We start from the raw sequence: 19,793 nt of genomic DNA on the forward strand, positions 1-19,793 counted from the left end.
CTAGTTATAGTAGTGGTAGTTATTATTGCCAATATGGAAAAAGAGAGCTCCATTGGCACGCGGGGCTATTGCTTTTGCCCGGCAACACATCGGTGACCACTGGCTTATCTTCTGGGAAAATCCCGAAACAGGAGAGTTGCGGATGTCTGGAAGGCTGCTGAACGACCGTCGTGTCCTCATCGTTGAAGACGAGTTCCTCGTCACCGTCGTATTGGAGGCGGCAGTCCTGGAGGCAGGCGCCAGTGTGGTTCGGCTTGCCGCTTCAACCGTGGACGCTCTCGCTCTGATCGAAGCCGAAACCTTCGATGTTGCGCTTCTGGATGCCAGATTGGACGAAGAACCGGCCACCGCCGTTGCTGAGGCTTTGGACGCACGGGGCGTCCCCTTTGTTTTTCATTCTGGATATGGTCCGGAGCATCTGCCAAGCTCCCACCGTCATCGTACCCTGCTCCGTAAGCCGTCGCTTTCGTCCACTGTCATACAAGCGTTGCATGAAGCGATGAAATAACTGAAGATGGACGGGCATCTCATCGCAATAAATATCTAATTGGATTAAATATTCAATATTGCTCGATGCGAGCGCCCTATGTCCCTTTGACCAGATCCACGATAAGCGATGGCATTTCGTCGATGTAGAGGACGTAGTCCGGGTGATCGTCACGGAGTGAACTGAGCGGCATCGACGGCGCTTCGGCCTCATGCGGTTGCTGAACGATCATAAGGCCGCCATGCGCCTTGATGGCTCTGGCTCCCGTCGTTGCGTCGAAATCTCCGCCCGTCAGCACAACCCCGACCGTTCTCGACCCGTATGTCTCCGCCGCTGATTCGAAAAGCGGGTCCGCGGCCGGGCGGGTGTGGCGGACCTTGGGGCCATGATCGAGGTGGATGATCCCCGGCTGTAGCCGCATGTGGAGGTCGGGCGGCGCGACGTAGATCCGGCTGCGTTCGATGGGCTGGCCATGAACGGGATGATGGGCCGGCATCGGCCCGGCTCGGCTCAAGAGATGGGGCAGAAGACTGGGGCGGTTGGCGCCGATGTGGACGACGACGAACAGGGTCGCAGCCAAGTCAGCAGGAAGTTGACTGACCAACCGTTGGAGCGCCTGAACGCCACCCTCGGAGGCCGCCACAACGACAATGTCCCTGGTCTGCCGATCCATGCCGGACTCGTACCGTTCGGTTCCGCCCATCACTATCGTCGATCAACAGCGGACGCGGCCATCCGGCATCGTCACTTTCGAATTTTCCCGCCATGCCCGGATTCGCTGTTCCCCATTCAGGCGATGGCATTGCAGAGCACGCGGACAATGGCAGCAGGATCGGAGGGTTTGCGGAGCAACGGCCGGTGCCGGTGCTGTGGCGGCAAATGCTCCGGCCCATATCCGGAGTGGAAGACGAAGGGCTTTGCGCTGGCTTCGAGCGCGTCTGCGATGGTGGTCCCCCGCTCGTCATCCAGGCGGGCATCCAGGACGGCGGCACCGAAATCTTCCCGCTCGATCAGCGCCAGCGTATCCACCACGCAGCCGGCCATGCCGACGATGGTGGCTCCCGCATCCTGCAGAATTTCCTCCAACGCCATGGCAATCAGCAATTCGTCCTCGACGATCACGATCCGGCAGCCGTCCAGCCGCTTTCCGGTCACCGGGCGTTCTCACGGGGGTCGGGAGCTTCGTCGTCGCTCCTCAGTTGGGCGATCGGTATGGTGAAGGTCGCCTCAAGGCCGGTCGGACGGTAATCGACCGTAGCGTCGCCACGCAGTTCGTAGCGGATTTGCTGGGTGATCAGTTTGGAACCGAAGCCATGATGGGAGGGCGGCGACAGCGCCGGACCGTCTATCTCGTGCCAGTGTACAAGCAGCCCCGCATCGGCATCCCTTTGCCCGAATTCCCAGGTCACGACGACGCGCCCTTCCGCCACGGAAAATGCGCCGTATTTCACGGCGTTGGTCACCAGTTCGTGGATCACCATGCCGAGCGCCAGCGCGGCCTTGGGCCGGAGCTGAACGGCAGGCCCGTCAACAACGAACCGTCCTTCGTTGCCGGCATAGGGCTTCGCCTCGTTGAGCACGATGTCGAGCAGGGGGATATTCCCCCAACCGTCGCGGGTCAGCAGATCATAGGTGCTGGCAACCGCCTGCAGGCGCCCGAGAAACGCCGTGCATTCCGGTCTCTCGGCAATCGCCTTCAGCGTCTGCTGGGCCAGGGCGATCACGACGGCGAGCATGTTCTTGACCCGATGGTCGAGTTCGCCGATCAGCTGGCGCTGCTGCTCCTCGGCCTCCTTGAGCGACGTGACATCCACAAAGGTCAGCAACAGGCCCTCCAGATCGTTGCGGGCGTTCCGGTAAGGCAGGATGCGCATGATGTAGTGTCTGGTGCCGTCCCGCGAGCGGACCGCTTTTTCCACCGGCTCCGACCCCGAAAGGGCTTGGTCGAGGTCGTGGTCCAGATCCAGCCGGGCGAGATGACTGACGATGTCGGTCAGCGGGCGACCGCGGTCGCTCGCGATCAGATTGAAAATCCGGGTGACCGCCGGCGTGAAGCTCCTGATCAGCAGGGACCGGTCCAGGAAGACGATCCCGATTTGGGTGCTGTTGAACAGATTCTGGAGGTCGTTGTTGGACTGGTCCAGCTCCTCCACCTTGCCGTTGAGTTCGATGTTGACGGCGTGGAGTTCTTCGTTGACGGACTGGGTTTCCTCTTTGGCCGTTTCCAGCTCTTCATTGGTCGATTGCAGCTCCTCATTGACCGAGATGAGCTCCTCGTTTGCGGACTTCAGCTCCTCCAGCGAGGTCTCGTATTCTTCGATGGTGCTCTGAAGACGTTCCTTGGTGTCGCGGAGTTCACGCTCCAGTTGCTCCACCGCAACCGGATCCTGACCCCATTGGCTCTCCTTGCCGTAAATTTCCTCCGGCGGACTCGGACGGCCGACATCGGAAAACAGCACCAGGAAGAAGGGTTCCTCCCCGCGGTCGAGCGGTTCGATCGTCAGATCCAGCAACTGGACGCGATCGTCCACCTCCACCGCAAGGTGCTTGCGGGTCACCGGCTTGTGGGTCTGCATCGCCTCGTGAAGGGCGCCGCGCAGATCCAGCCGCAATCCCTTGCGGGCCATCGCCAGAAGCTGACGGTTCGGGGCGCCCAGAGGCGCCTGAAGATACTTACCGGTGTTGGCGGAGTAATAGACCACCTCGCCATTCTGGTTGACGACGACATGGGCCGGGGCGAAGCGCTCCAGAACGCGCGCCTCCACAAGCCCGCGCAGGTTGGCGGCATTGGACTGGATGGAGCGGAGCGTCTCAGCCCCTCCGCGGGCCGAGCGGCCGCCATGGTCCGCCAAGGCGAAGGGAATCGTCGCCGAGACGGTGTCCTGCCGGCGGAACAGGCGGTGCTTCTTGTCGATGGGCGCGAACAGGGCCTGATGCTGCCCGATCGTCTCGGCCACGCCGAGGAACAGATAGGCGCTGGGACGCAGCGCATAGTGGAACATCGGGATGACCTGTTCCTGAAGCTCCACCCCCAGGTAGATGAGCAGGTTGCGGCAGGAAATCAGGTCGATGCGCGAAAACGGCGGGTCGCGGACGATGCTGTGCGCCGAGAAGATGCACAGGTCCCGCACCTCCTTGCGGACGAGATAGCTGGTGCCGTCTTCGATGAAGTGGCGCTTGAGCCGGTCCGTCCGGACATCCCGCGCCAGACTGGCGGGATAGCGGCCGGTGCGCGCCACCTCCAGGGCATGCTCGTCGATGTCGGTGGCGAAGACCTGGATCTTCGGCACGGAGTGGAGCGTTTCCGCATGCTCGGACAGCAGCATGGCGATGGAATACACCTCCTCGCCGGTGGCGCAGCCGGGAACCCAGACGCGCACCGCATCACCGGCGCTTTTTCCGGCGAACAGCTGCGGGATGACCAGCTCCTCCAGCGCCTGGAAGGTCTCGCTGTCGCGGAAGAAGGTGGTGACGCCGATCAGCAGGTCGCGAAACAGCGCCGCGGCCTCGGTGCGATCCTCCCGCAGATAGCCGACATAGCTGTCGATGTCCGACAGCCGCAGGGCCTGCATCCGGCGCTGGACCCGGCGCAGAAAGGTGTTGTGCTTGTAGCCGCGGAAATCGTGTCCGATCTGGTTGCGCAGGATGGTGGTGATGCTTCGGCGCGCCGCCTCCAGCCGCGCATCCTCGCGCACCTCCTTCTCGTTCGTCAGGTCGCCCAGCGGCGTGGCGGTTCGTGTGTAGTCCACCAGCGTCGCCGCCATCGTCTCCACCGGGGCGACAAGGTCGACGACGCCGGTGGCGATGGCGCTGTTCGGCATTCCGTCATGACGCGGGATGCCGTCCTGACCCTGCGCGATGGTGAAGCCGCCGCGCTCCTTGATCGCCTTGACGCCCAGGGTGCCGTCGCTGCCGCTGCCCGACAGGATGATGCCGACGGCCCTTTCCCCCCAGTCGCTGGCGAGGGAGTTGAGGAAGAGGTCGATCGGGTTGCGATCGCGATGGGCGGCATTGTCCGGCCGGACACGGAGCCGGCCGCTGTCGATGGTCAGCAGGGTTCCGGGTTGCAGGGTGTAGATGCGGTTGGGTTCGACCGCATCTCCGTCACGGGCTTGGCGTGCCGGTGTCGGCGTGCATCGGCCGATGATCTCCGCCAGCAGGCTTTCGTGCTCCGGCGCCAGATGGGTGACGACCACGAAGGCCATGCCGCTGTCGGCCGGCAAGGCACGGAAAAGTCCCTCCAAGGCCTCCACCCCGCCAGCGGATGCGCCGATCCCGACGATTGGGAAGGATGCCTTGTCACTCATGCTGCTGCCTTTCCGCAAATCCTGACGGACCGGACCAATGTCCTTGGAGGATGCCGGTGATGGCGTGCTGGCTGACAGGATGTTTCTCTATATCTCAACTGGTACGACCCCCGGTACGGCAGCCCGCCGTCCCGGTCGGCGTACTTCCCTGCCATCGACTCCAAATTCCGACGCCAACGGCCGGTTCACTCTTTAGCATTCTCCTGCGGTTGCACACCACCATCGTCGTCCCAACCGCGGAGCTGGGAACTGCCCTCCCGCTGGCGTTGACGCTCATCGGCAATCCCCATGATTGCCGGAAGCACGGACGCGGTCTCGATGAACATCTTCCCGTGCAGGAAATGGACTGACGACGAGCGGCTTTTCAGATGGGCGGCTTGCATGACGATCCCTCCTCTTTGGCATGCTCCGGTATAGAGTAGCCTTGTCAAGGACGGCACGAACGTTATCCTGCGCGTTCCTTGTCGTGATGGTCATCCTGGTGACCGAGGCTTTCCGTCTCCCCCGCCTTCAAAACCCGATCCAACTCATCCGGGTCGATGCGCGCGGTCTGCGACATGGCCATTCCCCCGGTGGCGCTTCCACCGGAACGCGGCAGATGCAGCCAGGTCGCGGTGCGCCGGTACACGGGGAAGGAGAGCGAGTCGACCAGCTCCTCGTCGGTCTCCACGACGTAGCTTCCCGCCGGCTGCATCCCTTCGACGCTGCTCAAGGAAAAGGGATGGCTGAAGGTGACGGTCCTAGTGGTGGTGCGGATGAATGCTGTGGTCATCGAAGGGTGCTCCCATGCGTGCCCGGCGGATTTCCTCGGGGTGCTCCGCAGGTCAGACCGCCGGCCGGACGAGTGACCTGACGATCGCGACACGATGTCGGGGTGGAGCGGTTGGAAGCGGACGGGCTATGCGCCGAAGCCGGAGAACAGAACCTCTGCACGAAAGCCGACCGATATGCCAAGCGTCAGGTAAGCCATGTTCTTCCATTTCGGTGCGGACACCGCCCAGGCCGCACGCTCCGAAGTCCTCCACTCCGACAATGTCATATGCCTAAGCGCCATGATCGCCTCCCTGCCAAATATTTAGTTTTGAAGATGGGATGGAATATTTTATTATGATCGAAATCGCTGAATATCTATAATCCAATCCATTTGGGCCATGACCCTGCCTGTTTCCGTCACCGCGGCGTCTGCCCACGATTGCTTTTGGAAATCGGCCGCGCCGCTCAAGAAGCCATGAAGCGGACCGCCGAGACCGACTGCCAGACGGTGAAGGCCGCGACCAGGATCACGCCGGCCGCCGCCGCCAACGACAATGCCAGCAACACCCCGTCCTCTTCGAGATAGGCCAGGGCGATCAGCATGATCGTCACGGCGGGGACGATGTTGCTCAGCGGAATCGGAATGAAGAAGACGCTGGTCAGCGCGAGAACGACCAAGCCGACCACGCGCTTCGTCGCTTCGAACGGGGTCTTCCATCGCGGGCGTATGACCGTCTCCATCCGCCTCAACAGCGGCACGGCCCGATCAACCAGACGGACCAGACGTGGTGTCGGAAAGCGCCGTGACGCGATGATCCGGGGGAAGGCCGGACTCTCCCGCGCCAGGATCATCTGAATCGCCGGAATCGTCAGCAGCAGGCCGACGATCGGCGAGGTTCCCGGCGCCAGCCCGATCAGCGCCAGCAGCAGCAGAACGATGCCGAAAGACCGGGTGTGGAGCTTGTCCAGCAGCCAGCCGAACGTCACGAAGTCGACAGGAGCCTCGGCCAGCAAGCTGCGCAGAATCTCGGATGTCGGAACATGCGGGTTTATGACCGGGTCCATGGCCGCGCCGTTCCCACCTTTCCGGCCGCCGGCACCGGGCCGGTTCATGCCGGGATCGACACCGTGACGGTCGTGCCCTTGTCGGAACTGACGGTCACGCCGCCGTCGATCTGCTCGGCCAGCAACTCGATCAAGGTGAAGCCGAGCGAACCGGGACGCCGGTTCTCGGGCATGCCGACGCCATCGTCGCTGATGCTCATGCGCAGAAGACTGCGCGAGGTGTGGCGAAACGAGATGGCGATGCGGCCGGACCGGCCGTCGGGGAACGCATATTTCAATGCGTTGATCATCGCCTCGTTGGCGATCAGGGCGAGCGGGATGGCCTGGTCCGGCTTCAGAAATGCTTCGTCGGCGTCGATATCCAGGGCCACCTTCAGGCTCTCCGCCTGGAAGGACGCCAGCAGGTCGCGGCACAGGATCCCCAGATACCCGCCGAATTCGATCTCCTGCATCCCTGCGCCCGGTAGAGCTTCTCATGGATCTCGGACATGCGATCCAGCCTCTCCACCGCGCTACGCAATGCCTCCTGCACGGCCGGCTCCTGGGTTCCGGTGGCGGTCGACTGGATGCGCAGGAAGGACGACGCCATCTGCAAGGTGTTCTTGACCCGATGGTTTACCTCCCGCATCAGGTCGTCCTTGTCGCGCAGCAGCATGTCCTTGTCGTGAAGGGTGTTGAGGAGCACCCGCTCCACGTCGACGCGACGCTCCACCTCGGCGGCGAGCTGACGGTTGAGTTCGTCCAGCCGGGCGGTGCGTAGCGCGACGCGGCGGTCCAACTCCTCATTGAGCTGCCGCAATTCATCCTCTGCCGCCTTGCGGGCGGTGATGTCGACAAAGGACGCGAAGTGATGGCGGATGCGGTCCCCCTCGAAGACGGGAGCGACATGCTGGAGCACCCACAACTCCTTTCCGTCCTTCCGGTAAAGCTGCACCGGACGCACGATGGCTTCCCCGGCGCGCAGGGCGAGGTCGATGGCGCGCGCGACCTCCGGGTCGGTGTCAGAGCCGGACAGGAGGTGATAGCTTCTGCCCAGCACCTCCTCCCGCGCGTAGCCGCTCAGTCTGAGGAAGGCGGCATTGACAAAGACGATCGGGACGTCCGGCAGGGTCGGATCGGCGATCAGCATTGGCATCAGAGTTGATTCCGCGGCGACCACAAAGGGGCCGCCACGCGCCTCTTCCTCCCTCACCATCTTCTCTGCGTCCTTCTGGTCGCGGGAATTACCGGGCATGCAATGCTCCCTGGTCCAACCGTTTCTGCTGAAAGGATATAGCTGCACAGCGCAGCCTTCCCAGGCGAAGAGGTGCAGAGCCCATTCCGTGGCCCAATCCCCAGAGAGAGACAAATATATCAATGAATGCTCCTATGATATTTCCTAGGCTTCCTGCATACATACAAGCTCAGCTCGAAAATAATCAAAAGAACACCTTCTTTTTATTATGCGATTAATCGCGGAAATTTCTAAACGTTATTTATAGAGACATTGAATTTTTGCGGTGCAGCATAATATATGTCTAAGCGATCAAGGTTGAGCACAGCGCTCCCGGACACCCGACCCGAACAGATATGGAATTGATATGGACGACGGCACACACAACCCTCCCACTCCCCACCCGACCATTCACAGTGCAAGCGACGAAACTCCGGTGGGCAAGGATGCGTCAAACGGCGCCACCATCCGAAGCGTCAGCCAGGAGCATGCGCCGAAAGCCGGCCGAGGCTTCGACCAGCAGCCGAGGCCCTGGCCGCCGAAGCTGCCCGGCACCTCGGGCACCCAGGGCTTCCCGGAAACCGTCCAGGCCGCCGGCCAAAGGTTCAACCGCGCTCTCAACCAGGGCGTCGATGACGGGGGCGATCGGGCGATGGCACTCGGCGGTGCCCTGATGGCCAACTATGGGACGGCCTTTTCGGAAGCAGTTTCCTTCATGAACCAGGCCGTCGAGCGTCAGAACGAGATGATGGGCGGCATGCTCAAGGCTCGTGGCCCGCAAGACATCGTGACGGCGGGGAGCCGCTACCTGCTCGGCGGATGGCTCGCCTTCTTCGAGGTCAATGTCCGCGTCGCCCAGGCCGCGTCCCGTCTGACCCAGGATGCCAACCACAACCCGCCGCATCCCGACGCCTGACCGCTCCGGCCCGTCAAGAACCGCAGGAGGACCTCCGTTGACCAGTTCGGAAAACGAGACGCAGACGCTTCTCACCGTCGAAGAGCAGGTGGGCGTCGCCAAGCGCCGGCAGGTCACCGGGACCGTCCGCGCCCGCACCCTCAGCCATGAGCGGGAAGAGACGGTCGAAGCCGACCTGTCGGTGGAGGCGCTGAAGGTCGAGCGGGTGCCTATCGGACGCTTCGTCGATGGTCCGATCCCCGATCGCCAGGATGGCGACACCACCGTCATCTCGGTGATCGAGGAGGTGGCGGTCGTTGAGGTCCGCCTGAAGCTGGTGGAAGAGGTCCGGATCACCCGCCGCACCGAAAGCCGCAGGATGACCGAACACGTCACGCTGCGCCGTCAGGATGTGGTGATCGACCAGGATCCCGCGCCAAACGACCCAGAGGCCTGACCGGCCCGGACCGCTTCAAAAATCCCAAACTGTCGAAATCCCACTGGAGAACATCATGAGCACGATCGTCGTTGGACTTTACAAGGAAACCGGTTCCGCCAAGAAGGCCTTCCAGGCCCTGATCGCCGCGGGCTGCCAGGAAACAGACATCGAGACCTTCGATGGCGCCGACAGCGCCGACAAGGCCGCCCGGAGCCTGCTGGGGCACGGCTTCGAGAAGGAACTGGCGGAACAGTATGGCGCTGCCCTCCGTCAGGGCCATACCCTGGTTGCGGCCGATATCGCCGACCAGGATGCCGATGCGGCGGAGGCGATCCTCGACGAGAATGGGACCATCGACCTGCCCGAGGCTCCCGCAGTGCATAAGCCGGCCCAAAAGGCGCGCAATGGCGGCACCGTCGAGCAGGAGACCCTCCAATCGGTGAAGGAGGAGGTTGAGATCGGCAAGCGCCGGGTCTCCAAGGGTGGGGTGAAGCTCACCTCCGAGGTCACCGAGACGCCGGTCCAGGACACCGTCACGCTGCGCGACGAGACGGTGGATGTAGAACACCGCAAGGTTGACCGCCCCCTGAGCCCCGACGAGGAGAAGGCCGCCTTCGGCGAGAAGACCGTCGAACTGACGGCAACCTCCGAAACGCCGGAGATCACCAAGGAAGCCCGCGTCGTCGAGGAAGTCGTGTTGTCCAAGACGGCTTCCGAACGGGAAAAGACCGTGGAGGCGAGCGCTCGCCGCACCGACGTCAAGGTGGAGCCCGTCGGCGGCAAGTCCGGCAACAAGCGCTGACCCAAAGCGCGCATACCCTGACGGGGCGGCGATCCGGCCGCCTCCCGCCGCAGCCGACTTGATCTGTGGTGTAATGAATTGCGGGGGCGGTTGAGATTTCGCGGAGTTTTCAGCGCCCCTTCTTTGAAAATTCAGAGCAAATAAACAAGGAGGTCGATTGATAATAAATCATCGATAGCCAGGATTTTTTATAATTTCCATTGCGGACTGTCTTGTGGATCACCATTTCAGTTTAATGAAGCCACCCCAGTCTTGCTCTTTTTTGCTGTGGTCCGCAAATCCGAGACCCGTCCTGGTGTGACTCGATCCGGACGGCATGGCCGCTGCCATTGCCGACACGAACCGGTCCACATCGGAGACCGCCCCATGGATACCCGCACCAGGCTTGCCTTCTTCATTCTGAAAACCCACACCGGCTGGATCGTCCGTGTGGATGGGTTCGTCTATCCGCCCTGCGCCAACCAGGCCAATGCGCTTGCTAAAGCCATTCGCGAAGCGCGGGCGGCGGAACGGCTCGGTTTCGCCAGCGTCGTGCTGGCGCAGTCGGCCGCAGGGGAACGCTGCCATGTCTGCTGGTGCTGTGCGGGTATCGGCGGAGTGTCGCAGGCGATTGCCGGCTCACCGCATCCAGCGGTTCCAGGCATGGCGGACTTCCTGACGCCCACATCCGCACCGGAGGAACGCCCATGACACCGCTGTTCCACACCATCGAAGGGCGATGTCCCCACGGCGCCGACGTGCTGCGCGAACAGCTGCGCTGGACGAACGCCGAGCGCCGGTGGCATCCCGCGTTCCACGACACGCCATCCGACCTTCTTCCCCCCGCTTTTTCGCCGCCCGGACAAGCCAGCTTGATGCGGGGAGCCGTGCTGACCCGTCTCACCATGGCCCGCGCCGTGGCTGGCGCAACCGCCCTCAAGGAGCTGTGACCTCATGAGTCTCTCAGCCCATTACATCGTGTCGTGCCGGACGGATGGCTGGTTCATCGGGCTGGAGGGGGAGCGCTACGGCCCCTTCCCCAACGGACAGGTCGGCGCCCTGATCGCCGCGGTGCAGGCCGCCAACCATGCCGGCAAGGACGGCCATGATGCCCGCGTGCTGCTGCGGACGATAGAAGGCGGCACTGCCATCGTCTGGATCTTCGGAACCGACAGCTACCCGTCCCCCTGGGTGGAGGATCTGCATCGGATCGCCCTGCTGCCGCGCCGCGAACGCGCCCGCACACCGGTCCCATCGCCTTGGAGGACCCTGGACACCATGACTTCGGATGCAGTGGTGGCCGGCCAAGCGTAAGCGGGGCGCCTCTTCGTCATCAAGGAGGGCTTCGACCGGAAAGCTCAGGAAATCTGCGCGCTGCCTGAACTGCGTGACGGATTGCGGGCGGGCGACCTCTGGGTGGAGGAGAGTTGCCAGTACCGGGACTTTGGGAACTGCCTCACGCCGTGTCCAACCTTCGACATCCTTCGCGAAGAAGGGGCGTTGCCCGTGGCCGGTCGTCGGCTTGACGTCGTCGGCGCCGTCGGCAACGCTCAGCGAAAGATCAGGCCATGAACGAAGCGCAATTTGCCGATGGCTGTCGGGGCCAGGACGAAGGGGTAGAGATCCGGCAGACCCATGCTGTGGTTAAGGCTGTTGACCGCGTAGGTCAGCGGCAGCCATGCGCCCATGAGAGCGTCGAAGTCGCGCTGGTGGTAAGGGTCGAACTCGATCGCCATGGCGAGTGCTGGATCGAGTTCACCCCGGGGCTGGATGCGCATGCCGAAGGCGTCCGCCGTTTCCAACGTGTCCACGATGTGCAGGTGGTGCGCCCAAGTTTCCGCAAAATCTTCCCATGGATGGACGCTGGCATAGCCGCTCACGAACCGCTGCCGCCAATCATCAGGGGGTCCCCCGGCATAATGCCTCGCCAAGCTGGCCTCGTAATCCTGACGTTCGTCGCCGAACAACTCGCGGAAACCCGCGAGCCACGGGCCGCTGCGGACCAGTCGATCCCAGTAGTAATGTCCAGCCTCGTGGCGGAAATGACCGAGCAGCGTGCGGTAGGACTCGACCATGTCCTGACGGTGTCGCTCCCGCTCGGCATCATCTGCTTCGGCGATGTCGATCGTGATCAGCCCCTTGGCATGGCCCGTAACGATCGGTGCACACGGCTCTCCCATCCTGCCCGAGTTGGCGAGGAAATCAAAGGCTAGGCCCGCCTTAGGATCGTCGAACCGGTTCGTCAGAGGGAGCCGAAGCCTTAGGAGGCCATAGACGAGACGGTGCTTCGCGGTTTCCAGGCTTTGCCAACGCAAACGGTTTTCCCAGTTGTCGAGGTCCGGGATCGTGCGGTTGAGCCGGCAGGCTCGGCAGAAGGGGGTGACGCTCCCGGCCGGAATTAGCCAGTTGCACACGTCATGGACGGCGTTGGCGCACAAGCGTGCGGGATGGGCGGGGTCCGCCAGCACATGCCAGTCATCGTTCGCCAACGGCACGAGTGCGCTCAGCACAGCAAGGTCCACGCTGTAGCCTAGCCGGTGGCCGCAACGCTCACAGCGCGTGTTCGCGAAATACACCATCTGGCCGCAGTGCTGGCAGTGGAAAATCTTCATGAGCAGATATCGCAGCCGGCATCGCCCAGCAGGGCGTGTTCCAGCGAGACGCCGTCCATATCGGCACCGGTGAGCGTCGCTCCACGCAGGTCGGCATGGTCGAGCTTCGCTCCGTGCAGGTCGGCACCCCGGAGATCGGCCTTCCCGAGATTGGCTTGCCAGAGCGAAGCGCTCGCCAAGCGGGTTCCCTGAAGGGAAGCTTCCCCCAGGTTGGCATGATCGAGGTTGCCCCCTGCAAGATCGCTACGGTCGAGGAGAACCCGGCGCAGATCGGCTCGCCAGAAGGAGCGACCGACCAGATCGAGGTCGCGTAGGTCTGCTCGCTCCCCGTGGGTGCCGTCTGTCGCGACCCAGAGGCGGTGCCTCTCCAACAGGGAGGACAGATCGTCCGGACCGGCGTTTCTGGTATTTGGCATCAAGGCTGACTCCGCGGCTGAAGATGCTTCCCCCTGGACAACAGGGGAAAAGCGACGCCGTCCACGTGAGAAAAAGCATGCCGTGCTTTGGCGCCTGACTTCGGCAACTTGTCTTGCTACATTCTATCCTGGCGGCTTCCTCAGCGAGGTGGGGTTGATCGTTGTGCTGATGATCGGTATCGCCGCCGCAGTGCGTGGATGAACGCTGGATACGTCTTCGCAAGGGGCTGTAAACCGCAGTTGCCATCGGTCTTCGGGACAGAGGCTCGTGCGGCAACCCTGTTCCGAGGACACCATGTTCGCCGTCGATCCAGACCAAGCCGCCATCCGATAGACTTTTCGCGAAAGCGAAGAATGGGCGGCGGTTGTCGCGTGTCTTCGGTAGGTTGAGGTTGCTCGTGGACCGCCAACCGGTACGCTGACGACGATGACCGAGGGCAAAATTGCTTTTCAGGAGCTGATTGGAAAGAGCGCCGGCGCCGGCTTGCCTCATGCAAGGTGGTAGGCTTCACATCCAGACGCGATCATGCGTGCTGGCGCCGGTCATTGTGGATCGCCGTGGCGGCAATCGCTCCTTCACCCATGGCGACCGCAATTTGGTTCAGGGTCGAGACCACGTCTCCGGCTGCGTAAAAACCGGGAACGGAGGTGCGCTGATGCCGATCCACGATCAATCGTCCCTCAGCGTCCAGTTTGGCCTTCAACCCTTCCGCCAAAGTGGAACGGGCGAGCGTTCCAAGCGCCGCGTAGAGCGTGTCGAAAGTGAGAACCCGTCCCCTCTGCATGACCACCCGCGTGATCACAGCATCGGGGACGACTTCAGTCACGGGCTCTTCCTCAATCCCGATACCCGCCCCTTCAAGACGGACGCGGTCCTCCCGTGTGAGGTGCATCGGTTGGTCAATGGTCAGAAGTGTGACATGAGGGCTGTAGGTGCGGATAAAAAGGGCTTCCTTGACGGCCTTCGCGCCATGGCCGAGGACAGCGATGCGGTGATCGATGACCTCGTAGCCGTCGCAGATGGGGCAGACCCGGATCAGGCCCCGCTGCATGGCATCCCACAAGCCGGGCATAGCGGGCTGCGCGTCGATCACGCCCGTGGCGAGAAGAACCCTGTCCGTCTCGATCTGCTGCCCATCACCGAGCGTGGCCCGAAAGCCGATGCCGGACGGGTGTTTTTCCAGCGAGCGGACCGAGCCTGCTGTCATGCGCACGCCATAGGTTTCAGCTTGAAGGCGCATACGGGCCAAAAGGTCGATGCCCTTGATGCCTCCTGTGAAACCGGCGAGGTTGTGGGACGTCGGGATCCAGGCGCAGCGGCTTTTCGCCTCGTCCACGATTTGCACGATGCGGCGGTAACGCGCCAAGTAGATGGCGGCGGTAAGACCGGCGGGGCCACCGCCGACGATCAGGCAATCGAGCATGGGGAGCATGGTTTCTCGCCTTGTGCCAGGGCGAACGCATCGAACGCCCTTACGGTCATAAACTGGGATGTGGATCGGCGCCCAACCACGGCCATACGGGATGCGGCATACATCATTGATTTTCGTAGAGAAATCTCATTGCTGGTTGGCCCTGCGCCGGCGCAAAGGCTGCCTTCCAAAATAAATCCTTTAGTAATATCAATAAGATAGCAAGATTTTGGTGCTGGTCGGGCTTGGATGCCGATCCACACAGCGCATCCAGCAACCGGCCTATGTCCGTACTGCGAGGAGGACCGCCAAGTTTCGCCGGCGGGAGCAGCGGCTCGATCAGGCCGTATTGATCGTCACTCAGGGCTTGGCCGGCGGCATAGGTACCAACCGGACGGCGATCTGCGGGTGTACATCGGCGGTATCCAACTGGGAGGGGTATCTCATCAACAGGCGAAAACCCTATTTGCGCCACGCTTCACCTCTACCAACCACACTTTCGAAACAAGCCGTCCGGAGCAAAATTCCCCACCTGCAGGGCAAATAAATGAATAAATCTTTATTTTAGCCTAAATTTATGTTCTTATGTGCTCATATATTTGTAAGATGCCAGTGGGATGTCGCTTTTATTTGTTATCTGCGATGTCCACGAGAATGCGTCGGTGGGCGGGATGATTTGGCTTATGCTTCGATAAGCTCTCGAGCGCGAAGCCAATATTCTTCTTGTCTGCCCTCTGGCCTGCTTTCTTCTTGCCAAATTTGATAAGCTCTTAGGGTCCGGACCCATAAAGAGCGTTTCCCGCAGGGAACCGTTGTGATTCAACGCCTCGGAAAGGGGCATTTTGGTGAACGACAGTCAGTTCTGGTTGACGGTGGAGCAGTTCGGACGGCTTGAGCCGCACCTTCCGCGTGACACCCGAGGTAAGCCGCGCGTGGATGATCGCCGTGTGATCAGTGGGATCGTCCATGTGCTGAAGTCGGGCGGGCGCTGGGCGGATGCACCGCCGGTCTACGGCCCCCGCAAGACGCTCTACAACCGCTTCGTCCGCTGGGCGGCCAAGGGCGTGTGGGAGGACATCTTCCATGCCTTGGCAGCGGCAGGTGGCCCACCGGCTCAGGTGATGATCGACTCCACGGCGGTCCGTGCCCATCGTTCGGCGAGCGGCGGGAAAGGGGGGAGCGCGCCCAGGCCATCGGACGGTCCCGAGGCGGACGAACCACCAAAATCCACGCCCTGAGCGATCAGCGTGGTCGGCCGCTCGCCTTCCTGTTGACCGGCGGTCAGATCGCCGACTGCACCGCCGCCGACCGTCTGCTCGACCGGATGCCCGCCACCGATCTCCTGCACGGCGACAAGGGATACGACAGTGCCGCTGTTCGCCGGAAGATCGAAGAGGCCGGAGCCGCGCCCAACATTCCGCCACGCGCCAACAAGCGCTGGAAAAACTGCTTCTCTCCCTACCTCTACCGGAACCGTAACGTCATCGAGCGCATGTTCGGACGCCTCAAGGATTTCCGGCGCATCGCCACCCGTTACGACCGGTCCACCACAAACTTCATGGCCGCAGTTCACATCGTGGCAATCGTCGCCTACTGGTTATGAGTCCGGACCCTAGCTCGTCTTTGCGCATCATGAAGCGGGCATGGAGCACGGGAAACCTTGAGGTCCTGCGGTGTACGTGAATTTTCTCAATATGCAACCGAGACCGCGACAAGCTAAAACTACTTTACAATCTTAAAGCTGACGCACACTTGTCAGCACTTCAGCGCGGTTTCCAGCGGCCGGCGGCATCTCGCACCGCCAGCCTGGGGATCGAATATTGGCCAAAGTCCAGCTTACGACGTCGCGCTGCGCCGGCGTGGAGACCAGACGATCTGGGTGACGCCGGAGGCGATCGCCGCCTCGACGCCGACCAAGACGGGACGGCGTGGTCGGCCGGCGCGCTACTCGGCCATCGCGATCAAGGCCGGGTTGATGCTGCGCTTAGGCACGGTTTTCAGAACCCGGCGAAGCATCTGGTAATAAAGAAGATGGTAGCGGCGGTGAGCAGGGCGATAGTCAAGAGCCAGATCCTTGATCCGATCGATAATCCCCCGCCACCAACTCTGCTACCTTGGCCTCCTCATGCCGAGGACATGGGAAACCAATGGCAAATCAGCAGGTTTCTGCGACGGGGACTTCAAAGGTAAGTTCTGGGAACCGTCTCTTATGGGGTCAGAGCCCAAAACTGAGAGCCATAACTGTTTTCCCAGAACTTCAACGCACTATTCGTGGCCACCTAAGGGCGCGTCCTCATCCGGCTCGGCGGCGGCTCTCCGTATTTCCGTGCCAGCGTGCACGCTATGGATCACGGTACGGGCTTGCCGGATGTTTTGAAGGTCAAGAACATAGCCGATGCCCGCTTGCCTCAGATCGGCTTCGAACGTATGCACGGCTTTAATCAACTTCTCCCTTGCCTCCCCATGCTCTGGGGCTGACGACAAAGTGATATAGCAACTAAGTTTATAATCCATGACTTCTCCCATTCGGGAAGATCAAAATTATAATATCGTTTTTGTCATGCCAGAAAAAACCGTTTACCAGACATGCAATATTTCGGCATGTATTTTCCCGTGACTGCCAACCGTGCTGTAAGCCGCTTTCACTCCCTGAACTCGCTCACCTCGTCGCGGCGAAGGCGGTCTCTGCCTTATCTGCGCGAAAGGCACAGGAAATCTACGGCGGATCAGCAGGTTTCTAGAAGGGTGATCATCGGATAAGGATTCTGGAAACCGTTTCTAAGCCGCTCTTTGGGCGAGGTGGCCATGATGCGCTACAAGCAACTGATCGGGCGCAGCATCCGGGCTCGGACTCTGCCGGCCCAGAAGGACGAGGCCACCGTCGGCTGTAAGGTCATGAACATCATGACCAGCTTGGGCATGCTGGCCACCCGCAAGGTCACCTGATCACCGCGCCTTCCCGGTGGAATCCGCCGCCACGCCCATTTGCGCACTAAAGTCGCTGGAATAATCTTGGTTCGGGCTTGTGTCCCGCCGCCAATCCGGGGCGGTGGTGCCTCCCATGGATGTGTGCAATGCTCGCATCCGGTCAAGACTGCGGACAATGACGTCATCCTCGCTGCTATAGGCAGGGTGGAGATAATCCAGCTCCAACGCCAGCAACCCATCATAGCCGGCACGCGCCAGCGCGCGCAGCACGCGGGGGAAGTCGATAAGGCCCTCCCCCGTCGGGACGCTTGGCCAGAACCCGAACTCCCGCGGGCTTCCGCGATAGGCCGTGACGTCCTTGAAATGTACCGCACGCGCATACGGAGCCATCCGCTCCGCCGCGACAGCCGGATCCTCGAACATCCGCAACTGATTGGCCGTGTCGAGGCAGATGCCGAGTGCCGGATGGTCGATGGTGGTGACGAGATCCAGCATCTCATCGGTCGAAAGGTCGACGTGGTTCTCGATGGCGAGCACCACCCCCTTGCCGCCGGCATAATCGGCAGCCCGGTGGAGAAGCGGCAGAAGAAGCGGGCGGTGCTCCGCCCAGGTCAGCTTGCGGGTGCGCCGCCCGCCGGCACAGATGCGCATCACATCGGCCCCGATACCGGCGGCGATGTCGACGTGCCTTGTCAGATCCGTCAGCGCTTCGGGCATGGTTCCCGATCCAAGTCCGTGCGGATGGCCCCAGGCCCACATCCGATACAGGTCGAAGCGGTCCAGCCGGTCCTTCAGCATGGCCGGGTCGAGGTCGCCGAGCATGAAGGACTCCAGCGCCACGCCCTCCGCTCCATAGGCATGGGCGCGGTCGACGACGTCGAGAAGCGACATGCTTCGATCGGGGGGGTGCTCCAGCCCCGCATACAGCTCGCCGAAGAAACGATGGTAGCAGTAGGAATCGATGCCGACCTTCATAGCGTGTCTCCGGTGATGGGGCTCATTGGACCGTCTTGACCGTGGCGGCGGCGGCCGAACGCTCGGAGGCGCGGACCTTGGCGATCACCGCCAGCATCGCCAGTCCGATAGGAACGCTGAGGAACATGAAGATCTGGCTGAAGCTCCAGCCGGCGCCGAGGACGAGTCCGCCCACCGTCGCTCCGAAGATCGCGCCGAAACGGCCGATCCCGGTCATCACGCTGGTGCCGGTGGCGCGCATCTCCGTCGGATAGAAGAGCGCTGCCAGCGCGGTCCAGCCGGTGTTGGACGAGTTGATGCAGAAGCCGATACCGAAGACCAGCACCATCAGCAGATCGACGTCGACCGGCGCCACGCCGATCAGCAGAGCGAAGGCCGCCGCCGCCGCCAGCATACCGGCGAGTGTGACGTGCGGCCCGAAGCGGTCCATGCCCCAGCCGATGGTGATGTTCCCAAGGGTGCCGCCGACCTGCATCATGGCGCCGACCAAGGCCGCGTCGGTCATGCTGAACCCGGCGTCGCGGATCATGATCGGCAGCCAGCTGCTGAGCAAATAGACGGTCAGTAGATTCATGAACAGGCCGACCCAGAGCGCCAGCGTCGGCAGGAGATAAGGCCGCGAAATCACCAGCCCGACCGAACTGTGCCCGCGATGCACGGGCTCCGGAATGACGATCATCGTCCGGTCGTCGGCCGTACCCGGTGCGATCCGGTTGACGATGGCGAGCAACGCCCCGCGCCGCTCCGGATGCAGGGTCAGGAACCGGATGGATTCCGGCAGCAGCAGGATATAGGCAAGGGCGAACAGGATCGGCACGATGCCGCCGACGACGAGGATCGACTGCCAGCCATGGGAGCCGATCAGCTGGGCACTGAGAAAGCCGCCGCCGGCCGCGCCGAGCGTGAAGCCGCAGTAGACCACCGTGACGAACAACGACCGGCGCCCTTTCGGTGCATACTCCGACACCAGCGTGGCGGCGTTCGGCTGGGACGCCCCGAGCCCGAGCCCTGTCAGGAAACGGAAGATCGTGAGGGTCCACACATCGGTGGACCAGGCGGAGGCCAGACTCATCACGCCGAAGAAGAGCATTGCGCCGATGATCACCCAGCGCCGGCCGAAGCGGTCGGCGAGCGGGCCGCCGGCGATCGCGCCGATCGCCAGACCGAAGAGGCCGGCGCTGAGAACCGGCGCCAGCGCTTCGCGGGAGATGTGCCAGTCGTTCACCAGAGCCGGCGCGATGAAGCCCATGGCGACGATGTCGAAGCCATCGAGAACGAGCACGATCAGGCAGAGGATCAGCACCCTCCATTGAAAACCGCCGACCGGACGTCGGTCTATGAAATCCTGGATGTCGAGCCGTGCCGCTTGGGACATGGGTGCGCTTCCTCTGATTGACGGAGTTTTTGGTTTGCCGCTGGCGACCCCCGACCGATCCACCTGATTGGATACGGCCGGGCGGGCGCATGGCCGGGTTCCTGCTGCGCTCGACCGGAGCGGCGGCCCGACTTG

Annotated in this window: 23 protein-coding genes and 3 pseudogenes; 11 read left to right on the top strand and 15 right to left on the bottom strand. The window is 62.3% G+C overall.

The window, feature by feature from the left end:
* Nucleotides 1–52 precede the first annotated feature (52 nt).
* On the top strand, nucleotides 53–508 hold the full coding sequence (locus ABNQ38_RS03765; protein ID WP_377805761.1) for a response regulator: 456 nt from the start codon (nucleotides 53–55) through the stop codon (nucleotides 506–508).
* 76 nt (nucleotides 509–584) lie between these two features.
* Here ABNQ38_RS03765 and ABNQ38_RS03770 read toward each other — a convergent pair whose 3' ends face one another.
* From ABNQ38_RS03770 to ABNQ38_RS03805, 8 genes are all read right to left on the bottom strand, one after another.
* Nucleotides 585–1,160: a chemotaxis protein CheB gene (locus ABNQ38_RS03770; RefSeq protein ID WP_377805762.1), complete on the bottom strand. Its 576-nt coding sequence runs from the start codon at nucleotides 1,158–1,160 to the stop codon at nucleotides 585–587.
* 116 nt (nucleotides 1,161–1,276) lie between these two features.
* The gene (locus ABNQ38_RS03775; protein ID WP_377805763.1) at nucleotides 1,277–1,609 is read right to left on the bottom strand and encodes a response regulator; all 333 of its coding nucleotides are present in this window, start codon (nucleotides 1,607–1,609) and stop codon (nucleotides 1,277–1,279) included.
* Nucleotides 1,610–1,638: 29 nt separating this feature from the next.
* Nucleotides 1,639–4,794: a chemotaxis protein CheB gene (locus ABNQ38_RS03780; protein ID WP_377805764.1), complete on the bottom strand. Its 3,156-nt coding sequence runs from the start codon at nucleotides 4,792–4,794 to the stop codon at nucleotides 1,639–1,641.
* 185 nt (nucleotides 4,795–4,979) lie between these two features.
* Nucleotides 4,980–5,177, bottom strand: coding sequence for a hypothetical protein (locus ABNQ38_RS03785; protein ID WP_377805765.1), 198 nt, complete (start codon nucleotides 5,175–5,177; stop codon nucleotides 4,980–4,982).
* A gap of 62 nt (nucleotides 5,178–5,239) precedes the next feature.
* The gene (locus ABNQ38_RS03790; RefSeq protein WP_377805766.1) at nucleotides 5,240–5,566 is read right to left on the bottom strand and encodes a hypothetical protein; all 327 of its coding nucleotides are present in this window, start codon (nucleotides 5,564–5,566) and stop codon (nucleotides 5,240–5,242) included.
* Between the two features lie 446 nt (nucleotides 5,567–6,012).
* Complete coding sequence (locus ABNQ38_RS03795; RefSeq protein WP_377805767.1) at nucleotides 6,013–6,612, bottom strand: exopolysaccharide biosynthesis protein; 600 nt, start codon at nucleotides 6,610–6,612, stop codon at nucleotides 6,013–6,015.
* A gap of 44 nt (nucleotides 6,613–6,656) precedes the next feature.
* Complete coding sequence (locus ABNQ38_RS03800; RefSeq protein WP_377805768.1) at nucleotides 6,657–7,064, bottom strand: sensor histidine kinase; 408 nt, start codon at nucleotides 7,062–7,064, stop codon at nucleotides 6,657–6,659.
* A complete protein-coding gene (locus tag ABNQ38_RS03805; RefSeq protein WP_377805769.1) occupies nucleotides 6,986–7,846 on the bottom strand; it encodes a PAS domain-containing protein in 861 nt (286 codons plus the stop codon). Before ABNQ38_RS03805 ends, ABNQ38_RS03800 begins: the two co-directional genes overlap by 79 nt.
* Before the next feature lie 346 nt (nucleotides 7,847–8,192).
* Here ABNQ38_RS03805 and ABNQ38_RS03810 point away from each other — a divergent pair, with 346 nt between their 5' ends.
* The 7 genes and pseudogenes from ABNQ38_RS03810 to ABNQ38_RS03840 form a co-directional block, all read left to right on the top strand.
* A complete protein-coding gene (locus ABNQ38_RS03810) occupies nucleotides 8,193–8,741 on the top strand; it encodes a hypothetical protein (protein ID WP_377805770.1) in 549 nt (182 codons plus the stop codon).
* 37 nt (nucleotides 8,742–8,778) lie between these two features.
* A complete protein-coding gene (locus ABNQ38_RS03815) occupies nucleotides 8,779–9,177 on the top strand; it encodes a YsnF/AvaK domain-containing protein (RefSeq protein ID WP_377805771.1) in 399 nt (132 codons plus the stop codon).
* Nucleotides 9,178–9,232: 55 nt separating this feature from the next.
* Entirely contained in the window at nucleotides 9,233–9,961 is a 729-nt protein-coding gene (locus ABNQ38_RS03820; protein WP_377805772.1) for a YsnF/AvaK domain-containing protein, read from the top strand.
* Between the two features lie 366 nt (nucleotides 9,962–10,327).
* Nucleotides 10,328–10,651 (top strand): hypothetical protein, encoded by a 324-nt coding sequence (locus ABNQ38_RS03825; protein WP_377805773.1) that lies wholly within the window; start codon nucleotides 10,328–10,330, stop codon nucleotides 10,649–10,651.
* Nucleotides 10,648–10,890 carry a hypothetical protein gene (locus tag ABNQ38_RS03830; protein WP_377805774.1) on the top strand — a complete coding sequence of 81 codons (243 nt, stop codon included), beginning with the start codon at nucleotides 10,648–10,650 and terminating at the stop codon, nucleotides 10,888–10,890. Before ABNQ38_RS03825 ends, ABNQ38_RS03830 begins: the two co-directional genes overlap by 4 nt.
* 4 nt (nucleotides 10,891–10,894) lie before the next feature.
* Nucleotides 10,895–11,254: a hypothetical protein gene (locus tag ABNQ38_RS03835; RefSeq protein WP_377805775.1), complete on the top strand. Its 360-nt coding sequence runs from the start codon at nucleotides 10,895–10,897 to the stop codon at nucleotides 11,252–11,254.
* Between the two features lie 6 nt (nucleotides 11,255–11,260).
* A pseudogene (locus tag ABNQ38_RS03840) lies at nucleotides 11,261–11,452 on the top strand (hypothetical protein); the annotation flags it as partial.
* A 38-nt stretch (nucleotides 11,453–11,490) separates the two neighbouring features.
* On the opposite strand, the gene ABNQ38_RS03845 reads toward ABNQ38_RS03840, so the two are convergent.
* From ABNQ38_RS03845 to ABNQ38_RS03860, 4 genes are all read right to left on the bottom strand, one after another.
* The gene (locus tag ABNQ38_RS03845) at nucleotides 11,491–12,552 is read right to left on the bottom strand and encodes a putative zinc-binding metallopeptidase (protein ID WP_377805776.1); all 1,062 of its coding nucleotides are present in this window, start codon (nucleotides 12,550–12,552) and stop codon (nucleotides 11,491–11,493) included.
* On the bottom strand, nucleotides 12,549–12,968 hold the full coding sequence (locus ABNQ38_RS03850; protein ID WP_377805777.1) for a pentapeptide repeat-containing protein: 420 nt from the start codon (nucleotides 12,966–12,968) through the stop codon (nucleotides 12,549–12,551). The genes ABNQ38_RS03845 and ABNQ38_RS03850 overlap by 4 nt, the downstream gene beginning before the upstream one ends.
* Before the next feature lie 524 nt (nucleotides 12,969–13,492).
* Entirely contained in the window at nucleotides 13,493–14,401 is a 909-nt protein-coding gene (locus ABNQ38_RS03855) for an NAD(P)/FAD-dependent oxidoreductase (protein ID WP_377805778.1), read from the bottom strand.
* 660 nt (nucleotides 14,402–15,061) lie between these two features.
* Nucleotides 15,062–15,199, bottom strand: coding sequence for a DUF2934 domain-containing protein (locus tag ABNQ38_RS03860; RefSeq protein WP_377806217.1), 138 nt, complete (start codon nucleotides 15,197–15,199; stop codon nucleotides 15,062–15,064).
* A 53-nt stretch (nucleotides 15,200–15,252) separates the two neighbouring features.
* Here ABNQ38_RS03860 and ABNQ38_RS03865 point away from each other — a divergent pair.
* Together ABNQ38_RS03865 and ABNQ38_RS03870 are read left to right on the top strand one after the other, a co-directional pair.
* Nucleotides 15,253–15,983 (top strand): annotated as a pseudogene (locus ABNQ38_RS03865) (IS5 family transposase).
* Between the two features lie 231 nt (nucleotides 15,984–16,214).
* Nucleotides 16,215–16,367, top strand: a pseudogene (locus ABNQ38_RS03870) (IS5/IS1182 family transposase); the annotation flags it as partial.
* A 278-nt stretch (nucleotides 16,368–16,645) separates the two neighbouring features.
* Here the strand turns inward: ABNQ38_RS03870 and ABNQ38_RS03875 are convergent.
* Complete coding sequence (locus tag ABNQ38_RS03875; RefSeq protein WP_377805779.1) at nucleotides 16,646–16,894, bottom strand: hypothetical protein; 249 nt, start codon at nucleotides 16,892–16,894, stop codon at nucleotides 16,646–16,648.
* A gap of 291 nt (nucleotides 16,895–17,185) precedes the next feature.
* Here ABNQ38_RS03875 and ABNQ38_RS03880 point away from each other — a divergent pair, with 291 nt between their 5' ends.
* Nucleotides 17,186–17,326, top strand: a complete 141-nt coding sequence (locus tag ABNQ38_RS03880; protein ID WP_377805780.1) for a hypothetical protein — start codon at nucleotides 17,186–17,188, stop codon at nucleotides 17,324–17,326.
* Here ABNQ38_RS03880 and ABNQ38_RS03885 read toward each other — a convergent pair whose 3' ends face one another.
* Nucleotides 17,327–18,283, bottom strand: a complete 957-nt coding sequence (locus tag ABNQ38_RS03885; protein WP_377805781.1) for a sugar phosphate isomerase/epimerase family protein — start codon at nucleotides 18,281–18,283, stop codon at nucleotides 17,327–17,329. It abuts the gene before it with no gap.
* A 22-nt stretch (nucleotides 18,284–18,305) separates the two neighbouring features.
* The gene (locus ABNQ38_RS03890) at nucleotides 18,306–19,658 is read right to left on the bottom strand and encodes an MFS transporter (protein ID WP_377805782.1); all 1,353 of its coding nucleotides are present in this window, start codon (nucleotides 19,656–19,658) and stop codon (nucleotides 18,306–18,308) included.
* Between the last annotated feature and the right edge of the window lie 135 nt (nucleotides 19,659–19,793).

Source organism: Azospirillum sp. A29 (assembly GCF_042604625.1).
Lineage (GTDB): Bacteria > Pseudomonadota > Alphaproteobacteria > Azospirillales > Azospirillaceae > Azospirillum > Azospirillum palustre.